This window comes from Mesorhizobium sp. M8A.F.Ca.ET.208.01.1.1 (assembly GCF_004791315.1).
In the GTDB taxonomy this organism is placed as follows: Bacteria; Pseudomonadota; Alphaproteobacteria; order Rhizobiales; family Rhizobiaceae; genus Mesorhizobium.
Genome location: NZ_SRUT01000004.1, coordinates 174,854 through 187,083, shown reverse-complemented (window position 1 = coordinate 187,083; position 12,230 = coordinate 174,854). Strand labels below are relative to the sequence as shown.

The 12,230-nt window shown below is 64.2% G+C and carries 11 protein-coding genes; 10 read left to right on the top strand and 1 reads right to left on the bottom strand.

The window, feature by feature from the left end:
* Positions 1-116 precede the first annotated feature (116 nt).
* The 5 genes from EN851_RS20405 to EN851_RS20385 all read left to right on the top strand — a co-directional run bounded on the left by EN851_RS20405 (position 117) and on the right by EN851_RS20385 (position 5,304).
* Positions 117-677 carry a F0F1 ATP synthase subunit delta gene (locus EN851_RS20405; protein WP_135929931.1) on the top strand — a complete coding sequence of 187 codons (561 nt, stop codon included), beginning with the start codon at positions 117-119 and terminating at the stop codon, positions 675-677.
* On the top strand, positions 677-2,206 hold the full coding sequence (gene atpA, locus EN851_RS20400; RefSeq protein WP_135929930.1) for a F0F1 ATP synthase subunit alpha: 1,530 nt from the start codon (positions 677-679) through the stop codon (positions 2,204-2,206). Before EN851_RS20405 ends, atpA begins: the two co-directional genes overlap by 1 nt.
* Positions 2,207-2,252: 46 nt before the next feature.
* Positions 2,253-3,140, top strand: coding sequence for a F0F1 ATP synthase subunit gamma (locus EN851_RS20395; protein WP_127275642.1), 888 nt, complete (start codon positions 2,253-2,255; stop codon positions 3,138-3,140).
* 70 nt (positions 3,141-3,210) lie between these two features.
* Positions 3,211-4,785, top strand: a complete 1,575-nt coding sequence (atpD, locus tag EN851_RS20390) for a F0F1 ATP synthase subunit beta (RefSeq protein WP_167531538.1) — start codon at positions 3,211-3,213, stop codon at positions 4,783-4,785.
* A 111-nt stretch (positions 4,786-4,896) separates the two neighbouring features.
* Positions 4,897-5,304, top strand: a complete 408-nt coding sequence (locus EN851_RS20385; RefSeq protein ID WP_127873378.1) for a F0F1 ATP synthase subunit epsilon — start codon at positions 4,897-4,899, stop codon at positions 5,302-5,304.
* A gap of 142 nt (positions 5,305-5,446) precedes the next feature.
* On the opposite strand, the gene EN851_RS20380 is transcribed toward EN851_RS20385, so the two are convergent.
* On the bottom strand, positions 5,447-6,955 hold the full coding sequence (locus EN851_RS20380) for a mannitol dehydrogenase family protein (protein WP_135929929.1): 1,509 nt from the start codon (positions 6,953-6,955) through the stop codon (positions 5,447-5,449).
* A gap of 200 nt (positions 6,956-7,155) precedes the next feature.
* Between EN851_RS20380 and uxaC the strand changes: the two genes are divergently transcribed.
* Genes uxaC through EN851_RS20355 form a run of 5 tightly spaced genes read left to right on the top strand, consistent with a single transcriptional unit; the run spans position 7,156 to position 12,228 of the window.
* Positions 7,156-8,562: a glucuronate isomerase gene (gene uxaC / locus EN851_RS20375; RefSeq protein WP_135929928.1), complete on the top strand. Its 1,407-nt coding sequence runs from the start codon at positions 7,156-7,158 to the stop codon at positions 8,560-8,562.
* Between the two features lie 34 nt (positions 8,563-8,596).
* A complete protein-coding gene (locus tag EN851_RS20370; protein ID WP_135929927.1) occupies positions 8,597-9,574 on the top strand; it encodes a TRAP transporter substrate-binding protein in 978 nt (325 codons plus the stop codon).
* Positions 9,571-10,158, top strand: a complete 588-nt coding sequence (locus tag EN851_RS20365) for a TRAP transporter small permease (protein WP_189343590.1) — start codon at positions 9,571-9,573, stop codon at positions 10,156-10,158. The genes EN851_RS20370 and EN851_RS20365 overlap by 4 nt, the downstream gene beginning before the upstream one ends.
* Positions 10,159-10,161: 3 nt before the next feature.
* Positions 10,162-11,442 (top strand): TRAP transporter large permease, encoded by a 1,281-nt coding sequence (locus tag EN851_RS20360; protein ID WP_127275635.1) that lies wholly within the window; start codon positions 10,162-10,164, stop codon positions 11,440-11,442.
* Between the two features lie 12 nt (positions 11,443-11,454).
* Positions 11,455-12,228: a FadR/GntR family transcriptional regulator gene (locus EN851_RS20355; protein ID WP_127275634.1), complete on the top strand. Its 774-nt coding sequence runs from the start codon at positions 11,455-11,457 to the stop codon at positions 12,226-12,228.
* The last annotated feature ends 2 nt before the right edge of the window (positions 12,229-12,230 follow it).

The following is a 12,230-nucleotide window of genomic DNA, read 5'->3' as shown; positions in this document are numbered from 1 at the left end:
GGATAGCGGAAGCCGCGCCTCCGTGCTTGGAAAAATGCAGTAAGGTCAAAGATTTAGCCAGAGTTTTTGCTCGCGCCAACAATCTGCGGCCTGTCAGACAAGAGAAAAGACGGTCCGTGGCCCAATCGTCATCGCCAATCTCAGGTGTCGCAGAGCGCTATGCCGGTTCGCTGTTCGAACTGGCATCGCAAGCAAATTCCGTGGCCAAGGTCGAGGCCGACCTCAACGGTTTCGAGGCACTGCTCGCGGGCAGCGCGGACCTCACCCGGCTGATCAACAGCCCGGTGTTCTCCAGCGAGGACCAGGCCAAGGCCATCGCGGCGATCGCCGACAAGGCAGGCATCACCGGCCTGACCGGCAATTTCCTGCGCGTCGTCGCCAAGAATCGCCGCCTGTTCGCGGTGCCCGGCATGATCAAGGCGTTCCGCCAGATCGCGGCCGAAGCCCGTGGCGAGGCTGCGGCCGAAGTGACGTCGGCTCATGAGCTGACCGCGGCCCAGCAGACCGAACTCAAGGCGGCGCTGAAAATCGTTGCCGGCAAGGACGTAGCCATTTCCGTCACCGTTGACCCGTCGCTGCTCGGCGGGCTGGTGGTCAAGATGGGCTCGCGCCAGATCGATACGTCGCTCAAAACCAAACTCAATTCGCTCAAGCTTGCACTGAAAGAGGTCGGCTGATGGACATCCGCGCCGCGGAAATTTCCGCAATTCTGAAAGACCAGATCAAGAATTTCGGCAAGGAGGCCGAGGTCTCCGAAGTCGGACAGGTGCTGTCCGTCGGTGATGGTATCGCCCGTGTCTACGGCCTCGACAATGTCCAGGCCGGCGAAATGGTTGAATTCCCCGGCGGCATCCGCGGCATGGCGCTCAACCTCGAAGCCGACAATGTCGGCGTCGTCATCTTCGGCGCCGACCGCGACATCAAGGAAGGCGACACCGTCAAGCGCACCGGCGCCATCGTCGACGCGCCTGTCGGCCCCGGCCTGCTCGGCCGCGTCGTCGACGCGCTCGGCAATCCGATCGACGGCAAGGGCCCGATCAAGGCGGTCGAGCGCAAGCGCGTCGACGTCAAAGCACCCGGCATCATCCCGCGCAAGTCGGTGAACGAGCCGATGTCGACCGGCCTCAAGGCCATAGATGCGCTGATCCCGGTCGGCCGCGGCCAGCGCGAGCTGGTCATCGGCGATCGCCAGACCGGCAAGACGGCCATCATCCTCGACACGATGCTCAACCAGAAGTCGGTGCACGACAACGGCCCCGAGAAGGAAAAGCTCTACTGCGTCTACGTCGCCGTCGGCCAGAAGCGCTCGACCGTCGCGCAGTTCGTCAAGGTGCTGGAAGAGCGCGGCGCGCTCGAATATTCGATCATCGTCGCCGCCACCGCTTCCGACCCGGCGCCGATGCAGTTCCTGGCGCCGTTCACGGCCTGCACCATGGGCGAGTATTTCCGCGACAACGGCATGCATGCGCTGATCAGCTATGACGATCTGTCGAAGCAGGCCGTCGCCTATCGCCAGATGTCGCTGTTGCTGCGCCGTCCGCCGGGCCGCGAAGCCTATCCGGGCGACGTCTTCTACCTGCACTCGCGCCTGCTCGAGCGCGCCGCCAAGCTCAACGACGATCTCGGTGGCGGTTCGCTGACCGCGCTGCCGGTCATCGAGACGCAGGCCAACGACGTGTCGGCCTACATCCCGACCAACGTGATCTCGATCACCGACGGCCAGATCTTCCTCGAAACCAACCTGTTCTTCCAGGGCATCCGTCCGGCCGTCAACGTCGGCCTGTCGGTGTCGCGCGTCGGTTCGTCGGCGCAGATCAAGGCGATGAAGCAGGTTGCCGGCTCGATCAAGGGCGAGCTCGCGCAGTACCGCGAAATGGCTGCTTTCGCGCAGTTCGGCTCGGATCTCGATGCCGCCACGCAGCGCCTGCTCAACCGCGGCTCGCGCCTGACCGAGCTCTTGAAGCAGCCGCAGTTCTCGCCGCTGAAGACGGATGAGCAGGTCGCGGTGATCTTCGCCGGCGTCAACGGCTATCTCGACAAGCTGCCGGTCAACCAGGTCGGCAAGTTCGAGCACGGCCTGCTCAGCCACATGCGTTCGGCCGGCAAGGACGTGCTTGACGCCATCCGCAAGGAAAAGGCGCTGTCGGATGATCTGCGCGCCAAGCTGAAGGCCGAGATCGACGCCTTCGCCAAGACCTTCGCCTGAGCGAAGTGCCAGTCCGGATGAGACAAGACGGGATCAGGTTTGAAGCATGCCTTCATTAAAAGACCTTCGTAACCGTATCGCCTCGGTCAAGGCGACGCAGAAGATCACCAAGGCGATGCAGATGGTCGCCGCGGCGAAGCTGCGCCGTGCGCAAGAGGCGGCGGAAGCGGCGCGTCCCTATTCGGAGCGCATGGGTTCCGTGCTGGCCAACATCACCCAGGCTGTCGGTGGCGGTGGCGATGCCCCGGCGCTGATGACCGGAACCGGCAAGGACGACGTGCATCTGCTCGTCGTCTGCACCGCCGAGCGTGGCCTGTGCGGCGGCTTCAATTCGCAGATCGCCCGTCATGCCCGCGACCATATCCGCAGGCTCCTGGCCGACGGCAAGCAGGTCAAGATCATCTGCGTCGGCAAGAAGGGTTTCGACATCCTGCGCCGCGACTATGCCGCGATGATCATCGAACGCGTCGATCTGCGCGAGGTCAAGACGCTCGGCTTCGTCAATGCCGATGCGATCGCCCGCAAGGTCATCCATCTGTTCAACGAGGGCGCCTTCGACGTCTGCACGCTGTTCTACTCGCAGTTCAAGTCGGTGATCAGCCAGGTTCCGACCGCGCAGCAGATCATTCCGGCAGCGTCCGCCTCTTCGGCTCAGCCCGAAACGGCGGATGGCGCCAGCGCCGTCTACGAGTATGAGCCGGAGCCGGGCGAAATCCTGTCCGACCTCATCCCGCGCAACATCGCGGTGCAGATATTCCGTGCGCTGCTCGAAAACGCGGCGGGCGAAATGGGCGCCAAGATGAGCGCCATGGACAATGCGACGCGCAACGCCGGCGAGATGATCAACAAGCTGTCGATCACCTACAACCGCCAGCGGCAGGCGCAGATCACCAAGGAACTGATCGAAATCATTTCGGGCGCCGAGGCGCTCTAGGCGCGGTCAGCGGGTCATTGGCCCGCGAACCGGACCGCGTGAGAAACAAAGGACGAAAAGGGTAAAGACGATGGCGAAAGCAGCGACCCCGAAGACGGCAGCCCCCAAGGCAGCAGCTCCCGCGAAGGCGGCCAAGGCTCCGGCAGCAAAGGCGGCTCCGGCCAAGGCGGCAGCAGCGCCGGCCAAGGCCGCCGCTGCCAAGACCCAGGCCGTGGCCACCAAGGCGACCGGCGTTGTCGGCAAGGTCCGCCAGGTCATCGGCGCCGTCGTCGACGTGCAGTTCGGCGAGCATCTGCCGCCGATCCTGAACGCGCTCGAGACCAACAATGTCGGTAATCGCCTGGTGCTCGAAGTTGCGCAGCATCTGGGTGAAAACACCGTGCGCTGCATCGCCATGGACTCCACCGAAGGCCTGGTGCGTGGCCAGGAAGTGCGTGACACCGGCGGCCCGATCGCCGTGCCGGTCGGCCCGGGCATGCTCGGCCGTATCATCAACGTCATCGGCGAGCCGGTCGACGAGGCAGGCCCGGTCGACGCGGTCGAATTGCGCTCGATCCACCAGCCGGCTCCGGCCTATATCGAACAGTCGACGGAAGCGCAGATCCTGATCACCGGCATCAAGGTGCTCGACCTGCTCGCGCCCTACGCCAAGGGCGGCAAGATCGGCCTGTTCGGCGGCGCCGGCGTCGGCAAGACCGTGCTGATCCAGGAACTGATCAACAACATCGCCAAGGCGCATGGTGGTTACTCGGTGTTCGCCGGCGTCGGCGAGCGCACCCGCGAAGGCAACGACCTTTACCACGAGTTCATTGAATCCGGCGTCAACAAGAAGGGTGGCGGCGAAGGTTCGAAGGCGGCGCTGGTGTACGGCCAGATGAACGAGCCGCCGGGCGCGCGCGCCCGCGTCGGCCTGACCGGCCTGACGGTCGCCGAATATTTCCGCGACCAGGGCCAGGACGTGCTGTTCTTCGTCGACAACATCTTCCGCTTTACGCAAGCGGGTTCGGAAGTGTCGGCTCTGCTCGGCCGTATCCCGTCGGCCGTGGGCTATCAGCCGACGCTCGCCACGGACATGGGCGCGCTGCAGGAACGCATCACCACCACCACCAAGGGCTCGATCACCTCGGTGCAGGCGATCTACGTGCCGGCCGACGACTTGACCGACCCGGCGCCGGCGACCTCGTTCGCCCACCTTGACGCGACGACGACGCTGAACCGTTCGATCGCCGAAAAGGGTATCTATCCGGCTGTCGATCCGCTGGACTCGACCTCGCGCATGCTCGACCCGCTGGTCGTCGGCGACGAGCACTATGCCGTTGCCCGCCAGGTGCAGTCGATCCTCCAGCGCTACAAGTCGCTGCAGGACATCATCGCCATCCTGGGCATGGACGAGCTCTCGGAAGAGGACAAGCAGACCGTGGCCCGCGCCCGCAAGATCGAGCGCTTCCTGTCGCAGCCGTTCTTTGTCGCCGAAGTGTTCACCGGCGCGCCGGGCAAACTGGTCGACCTCGCCGATACCATCAAGGGGTTCAAGGGCCTCTGCAACGGCGACTATGACCACCTGCCGGAAGCCGCCTTCTACATGGTCGGCGGCATCGACGAAGCGGTCGAGAAGGCACAGCGCCTCGCGGCTGAAGCGGCTTAATCAAGGGAATAGGGAGTAGTCAGTAGTCAGTAGTGAATAGCAGCTGGGTGATCGGGGCGGTTGTCCTCTCTCCCTACTTCCTACTCACTATTCCCTACTCGCTAAATTGACATGGCTGAAGCTTTCAAGTTCGAACTGGTCTCGCCGGAGCGCCTGCTGGTTTCCGCCGAGGTCGAATCCGTGGTCATTCCGGGCGCCGAGGGCGAGATGACCGTCATGGCTCATCACGCGCCGGTCATGACCACGATCAAGCCGGGCGTCGTCACGGTGAAGAATGCCTCGGGCAGCGAAGAACGCTATGTCGTGTTCGGCGGCTTCGCCGACATCGTCCCGGCCGGCTGCACGCTGCTGGCGGAATCGGCTGTGGCGGTGAAGGATGTCGACCGCGCCGACCTCGCCCGCCGCATCCAGGAAGCCAGGGAAGACGCGGCCGACGCCAAGGACGATCAGTCGCGCAGCAAGGCGGAACAGTTCCTCAGCCAGCTCACCACGCTGGAAGGCGCAATCCTGCCGGCCTGAGGCTTGTCCCGGAAGACGGATTGAAAGCGGGGCCTGCCCCGCTTTTTTGTTTGTTGGGGCGGCAAGTGTTCAGCTACGGCGGCGATATCGTACCGCCGACATCGAAGTCCTCTACCGCCTGTTGACCCCGTCCAGCTCCGTCTTACGGTCCTTCGCCGTCTATGCCGAGCGCGGCGAAGGCCAAGGTCGTGCCGTCCCTCCGCAGATGGACAAGATGGATGGCCACGAGTTCGATCAGCGTCTGGCGTTCGGCGTGATCCCCGGCGAAGCCGGCCAGATCGAACACCGCCGTCACGGTTTCGTTCGCCGGCAGCTGCTGGTCCAAAAGCGCCGTCAGCTCCGCATCGAGCGGATCGGTGAAATGGCCCCTCGGCAAGCTCTTTCCGCGCGCCGCGCAGGCGGCGATCCAGGCTGCCACCACCAGCGTGAGGTGGACCAGCTCGGTGCCGGCTTCCAGGCACTCGATAGCCGAGGCAATGATGCGCTGCGGCAGTTTCTGGCTGCCGTCATTGGCGATCTGCGCGGTACGGTGGGCAAGTGCCGTGTTCGAAAAACGCTCGGCAAGCTCGGCCGTATAGGCCGATGTGTCGAGGCCGGCATCGTCAGGCAATGTCGATTTGGCTTCCTCCCAAAGCGCATCGACGAACCGCCGGATCGCCGGATCGGCGAAGGCGCCGTCGACCGTGGCATGGCCGCTGAGCAGGCCAAGATAGGCGATGCCCGAATGCGCACCGTTGAGCAGCCTCAGCTTCATGTCCTCGAAGGGGGCGACATCGCCGACCATGGTGACCCCGAATTTTTCCCAGGCGGGACGGCCTGCCGGGAAATCGTCCTCGATCACCCATTGGCGGAAAGGCTCGGTGATCACGGGCCAGGCGTCCTCGATGCCAAGTTCGCCCGATATCCGCGCCCGGTCGGCATCGGTCGTGGCCGGCACGATGCGGTCGACCATGCTGGAGGGAAATGCGACCTGATCGGCGATGTGGCCGGCAATTCCAGCACCGCCCGCCGAACCAGGTCTGGCATCGCGCAGTGAGGCGAATTCGACCAGCAGCCTGTGCAAGGTGGCGCCGTTGGCCGGCAGGTTGTCGCAACAAAGCACGGTAAAGGGCGGGGTGCCGGCGGCCAGCCTCCGGGCGAGCGCTTCGGTCAGAAAACCATGCGCCGTCTTCGGCTTTTGTGGATTGGCCAGGTCGTGGACGATGTCGGGATGGGCCGTGTCCAGCCCGCCGCCGGCCGCCCGCAAATAGGCTTTCTCGGTGATGGTCAACGTCACGATGCGGGTGCGCGGATCGATCAGCGCGGCCAGCACCGCGGCCGGGTCCTCCGGCGCCACCAGCAGCGAGCCGATGGAACCGATGACATGCAGCTTCTCGCCGCCGCTGCCTCGAACCGCCAGTGTGTACAGCCCATCCTGCGGCGCCAGCGCGTCGCGGGTGTCGGCGCTGCGCAACGACACGCCTGTTATGCCCCAGCCCGTCTCGCCAGCGGCCAGGCATTCATCGATGTAAGCAGCCTGGTGGGCGCGGTGAAAGGCGCCGACGCCGAGATGCACAATGCCCGGCGTAACCGTGCCACGATCGTATCGAGGCGCGGCGACCTTGGCCGGCAATGCCTGCGCCGTGCGGTTGGAAAGGCGAAGGGCTGTCATCGGTTTGCGGCACTCATCTCGTGGGACGGCTGGTCAGGGAATGGCTGCTAATCCGCGGGCGGATCGCAAAACGGCGTAACATCGGCGGCGGTTGCCGACAATGCTCAGCATTGCTCAAAAGTCATCATACAACAATCCGATTTTTGTATGTTGACATTATTTCCAGCCGATCCTACCGATAGCGACCCTGGGAGGATGCCGTGGCACTGACGAATGCGGATTTGCTGTTTCCAGCCGAGGCGCGTCCGCTCTCGATCGCCCGCGATCTCTACGCCAGCATCAAGGACCTGCCCATCATCAGCCCGCACGGCCACACCGACCCGCGCTGGTATGCGCTGAACGAGCCGTTCCCCGATCCCGCGCAACTGCTCATCGTACCGGACCACTATATTTTTCGCATGCTGTTCAGCCAGGGCGTGCGGCTGGAGGCTCTCGGCGTGCCGACGCTCGATGGCGCGCCCGTCGAGACCGACGGCAGGGCGATCTGGCGGCTGTTCGCCGAGCACTATCATCTCTTCCGTGGCACGCCGACCCGGCTGTGGTTCGACCATGTGCTTGCGCATCTGTTCAGCATCGAAGAGCCGTTGAGCGCCGCAACCGCCGATCGCCATTACGACACGATCGCGACGGTGCTGCAGTGGGAGAACTACCGCCCCCGCGCCCTGTTCGAGCGCTTCAACATCGAGGTCATCGCAACGACCGAAGGCGCGCTCGACGATCTCAAATGGCACCAGATGATCCGCGACAGCGGCTGGGAGGGCCGCGTCGTCACCGCCTATCGGCCGGATGCCGTCGTCGATCCCGATTTCGAAGGGTTTTCAGTCAATCTCGACCGGCTAGGCGAGGTCACCGGCTGCGACACCGGGACCTGGGCCGGCTATCTCGATGCGCACCGCCAGCGCCGCGCCTTGTTCAAGAGCTTCGGCGCGACCTCGTCGGATCATGGCCATCCCACGGCCGACACCGCCAATCTTTCCGATGCGGCGGCGCAGGAGCTGTTCAACCGGATTCGCGCCGGCTCGCAGGACGAGCGTGAACGAAAGCTGTTTCGCGCCCAGATGCTGACCGAAATGGCCAAGATGAGCCGGGACGACGGACTGGTGATGCAGATCCATCCCGGCTCCTGGCGCAATCATTCGCCTGGAATTTTCCAGAAATTCGGCAGGGACAAGGGCTTCGATATCCCGACCCGCACCGACTATGTGGCGGCGCTGAAGCCGCTGCTCGACTGCGTCGGGCTCGAGCGCGACCTGACCGTCATTCTGTTCACGCTGGATGAGAGCAGTTACCCGCGCGAGCTGGCGCCGCTGGCCGGCGTCTACCCGGCGCTGAAGCTCGGGCCGGCCTGGTGGTTCCACGACAGCCCGGAAGGCATGCGCCGTTTCCGCGAGATGACCACCGAGACCGCCGGCTTCTACAACACCGTCGGCTTCAACGACGACACGCGCGCCTTTCCCTCGATCCCGGCCCGTCACGACGTGGCGCGGCGGGTCGACTGCGCGTTCCTGGCGCGCCTCGTCGCCGAGCACAGGCTGCGCGAGGACGAGGCTCATGAACTCGCGAAGGAGCTTGCCTACACGCTCGCCAAGACGGCGTACCGGCTCTGAACGGCACGCTCCGATTTTTCAAAGGGAGGAAGTCATGTTGCATTTTTCGAAATTGACGGCGGCCACATTCGCCTTCGGTTCGCTGCTGATCGGCATTGCAAATGCCGAGACCGTGCTGCGATCCTCGGATACCCATCCGGACGGCTATCCGACCGTCGAAGCGGTCAAGTACATGGGCGACCTCATCAAGCAGCGCACCGCCGGCCGCTATTCGATCGAGGTCTATCACTCGGCGCAGCTCGGTGAGGAGAAGGACACGATCGAGCAGACCCAGGCCGGGGTCATCGACCTCGACCGTGTCTCGATGGGACCGTTCAACGGTATCGTGCCGGAAACCGCCGTGCCGTCGCTGCCCTACATGTTCCGCTCGGTCGAGCACATGCGCCATGTCATGGACGGGCCGATCGGCGACCAGATACTCAAGGCGTTCGAGGCGCATGACCTCGTCGGCCTCGCCTTCTACGATTCCGGCGCGCGTTCCTTCTACAACACCAAGAAGGACATCACCTCGTTGGCGGACATGAAAGGCATGAAGTTCCGCGTCATCCAGTCCGACGTGTTCGTCGACATGGTCAACGCGCTTGGCGCCAATGCCACGCCGATGGCCTATGGCGAGGTCTACTCGGCGCTGCAGACCGGCGTCATCGACGGCGCCGAGAACAACTGGCCGAGTTTCGAATCCGCCAAGCACTACGAAGTGGCCAAGCACTACACCATGGACCAGCACCAGATCGTGCCGGAAGTGCTGGTCATGTCGAAGGCAAGCTGGGAGAAGCTGTCGCCGGAAGACCAGGCGATCGTGCGGCAGGCGGCCAAGGACAGCGTCGTGAAGATGCGCGAGCTCTGGGACGCGCAGGAGAAGAAGTCTCGCGACATCGTCGAGAAGGCCGGCGTCAAGGTCAGCGAGATCGACAAGCAGCCGCTGATCGACGCAATGAAGCCGGTCTACGACAAATATTTGTCGACGCCGGAACTGAAGGATCTGGCGGCGAAGATACAGGCCGAGAAATGAACGGGGCTAACAGGTCAGGCAGCGCGAGGACTCCTGCGCTGCCTTCGGACGCCCCTGCCACGAGAGGCTTCTGGCTCGCTGCCGAGCGCGTTCTCTCCGGGCTTGCCCGGCTGGCGTTGTGGGTCAGCGGCGCCGGCCTGACGCTGATGACGATCATCATCTTCTGGCAGGTCTTCTCGCGCTACATGCTGAACCGCTCGCCGAGCTGGACGGAATCCTTCTCGGTGCTGCTGATGGGCTGGTTCATCTTCCTGGGTGCGGCCGTCGGCGTGCGCGAGCGCACGCATCTGGGCTTCGACGTATTGCTCTATGTCCTGCCTGTTTCGGCCAAGGCGGTGCTGCGCAGCATTTCCGATCTTGTCGTGCTGGCCTTCGGCGCCGGCATGATCGTCTACGGCGTGCAACTGGCGAGGCTGACCTGGAATACGGTGATGCCTTCGCTCGCCCTGCCGGGCGGCGTCAGCTTCCTGCCGGTCATTCTGGGAGGCGCGTTGGTCTGCCTGTTTTCACTGGAACGGCTGGCCGGGCGTTTTGCCGGCCTGCCCGTCGACGCCGACATCCATGCAACCGGCGAGGAGGTCTGAACCATGGCCTTGATGGTCCTTTTCGGCACCTTCGTGTTCCTGCTGGTCATCGGCACGCCGATCGCGTTCTGTCTGGGCGTCGCCAGCTTCGCGACGATCCTCACGCTAGGCCTTCCGCCGGTCGTGGTGTTCCAGCGGCTCAATTCCGGCGTCAGCGTTTTTTCGCTGATGGCCATACCCTTCTTCATCTTCGCCGGCGACCTCATGGTGCGTGGCGGCATCGCCGCGCGGCTGGTCGCGCTGGCAGGCTCACTGGTCGGCCATTTGCGTGGCGGTCTGGGGCAGGTCAACATCGCGGCGTCGACCATGTTCGGCGGCATTTCCGGCTCGGCGGTGGCGGATGCGTCGGCAGTCGGCGGGCTGATGATCCCGCAGATGAAGGCGCGCGGCTACGGCATCGACTACGCCGTCAACATCACCTCGGTCGGCGCCATCATCGCGCTTTTGATCCCGCCCTCGCACAACATGATCATCTACTCGATTTCGGCCGGCGGCCGTATCTCGATCGCGGATCTGTTCACGGCTGGCGTGTTGCCGGGTCTGCTGCTGGCGCTGTCGCTGATGATAACGGCCTATTGGGTCGCCAGCCGCCGCGGCTACCCGACGGAGCCCTTCGCGGGCTTCGGTCGGGCCTTGCAGCTGCTTGTCGCCGCCATTCCGGGCCTTATCCTGATCGCCATCATCTTCGGCGGCGTCAGGTCCGGCATCTTCACCGCGACCGAGAGCTCCTGCATCGCTATCGTTTACGCCTTCCTGGTCACGCTGATCATCTACCGCTCGATGAGTTGGGGTGACTTCGTCGCGGCGACGACGGCCTCGGTACGGACCACCGCCATGGTGCTGATGATTATCGGCTGCGCGGCGGCCTTCGGCTGGCTGCTCGCCTATCTCAGAGTGCCGGCGGCGCTAGTCGCCTTTCTGCAGTCGGTATCCGACAACAAGCTGGTCATCCTGCTGTTGATCAACATCGTGCTGCTCATTCTCGGCACCTTCATGGACATGTCGCCGCTGATCATCATCACGACGCCGATCTTCCTGCCGGTGGTCATGGCCTATGGCGTCGATCCTGTGCATTTCGGCGTGATCCTCATCCTCAATCTCGGCATCGGCCTTTGCACGCCACCGGTTGGCGCGGTCCTGTTCGTCAGCTGCGCCATTGGCCGCATTCCGATCTGGACGGCGATGCGCTCGATCTGGCCATTCTATGGCGCCGCCTTCGTGGTGCTGATGCTTGTCACCTACATACCGGAAATCTCATTGTGGCTGCCGAGCCTGTTCCATTAGGAGATCACACAGGTGTCCGATATCGCAAACGACCTCAGGGTCGAGAGAAAACCCAAACTGTCGGAAACCGTCGTGGCGGCGATCCGCAAGCAGTTGCATGCGGGTGAAATCCTGCCCGGCCACAAGCTGCCGACCGAGGGCCAGCTGACCGAGACCTTCGGCGTCAGTCGCACCGTCATCCGCGAGGCGATGGCCAAGCTTGCCGCTGACGGCCTTGTCGAGCCGCGGCAGGGGGCGGGTGTCTTCGTCACCGAGCACATCTCGACCATGTTCGGGGCGCTGGCTGCCGACATGGGGGCCAAGGATTCGATCGCGCTCAACGTGCTCGAGGTGCGGCTGGCGATCGAGATCGAATCGGCCGGGCTCGCCGCCATCCGCCGCAACGCCGCGCAGGAAGCGGCGATCCAGGAAGCCTTCTTCGAGTTCGAGCGGCTGCTACTCGACGGCCAGCCGACCGGACCCGCCGATCTCGCCTTCCATCGCGCCATCGCCAGCGCCACCAACAATCCGTTCTATGTCGAGATGCTCGACGTGCTCGGCCGGCGCGCCATTCCGTGCGACGTGACCTCGCCCTGGTCGACCGAGCTGGTGCAGTCCGACAGCTACCAGCGCGGGCTGCAGCGAGAGCATCTGGTGATCCTGAACGCGATCACGGCGGGCGATGCCGAGGCCGCGCGCGAGGCGATGCGTGCCCATCTCGGCGCCAGCCAGCAGCGCTACCGCGAACGCCTGCAGGCGCGGCAGGCCTATTACGCCAGTTCGACCAGGGCCGCCGCCGGCGAATGATC

Excerpts from the sequence above, each read along its gene's own strand:
- atpA (WP_135929930.1), top strand. The coding sequence starts at position 677 with ATGGACATCCGCGCCGCGGAAATTTCCGCAATTCTGAAAGACCAGATC.
- EN851_RS20395 (WP_127275642.1), top strand. The coding sequence starts at position 2,253 with ATGCCTTCATTAAAAGACCTTCGTAACCGTATCGCCTCGGTCAAGGCG.
- atpD (WP_167531538.1), top strand. The coding sequence starts at position 3,211 with ATGGCGAAAGCAGCGACCCCGAAGACGGCAGCCCCCAAGGCAGCAGCT.
- EN851_RS20385 (WP_127873378.1), top strand. The coding sequence starts at position 4,897 with ATGGCTGAAGCTTTCAAGTTCGAACTGGTCTCGCCGGAGCGCCTGCTG.
- EN851_RS20380 (WP_135929929.1), bottom strand. The coding sequence starts at position 6,955 with ATGACAGCCCTTCGCCTTTCCAACCGCACGGCGCAGGCATTGCCGGCC.
- EN851_RS20370 (WP_135929927.1), top strand. The coding sequence starts at position 8,597 with ATGTTGCATTTTTCGAAATTGACGGCGGCCACATTCGCCTTCGGTTCG.
- EN851_RS20365 (WP_189343590.1), top strand. The coding sequence starts at position 9,571 with ATGAACGGGGCTAACAGGTCAGGCAGCGCGAGGACTCCTGCGCTGCCT.
- EN851_RS20360 (WP_127275635.1), top strand. The coding sequence starts at position 10,162 with ATGGCCTTGATGGTCCTTTTCGGCACCTTCGTGTTCCTGCTGGTCATC.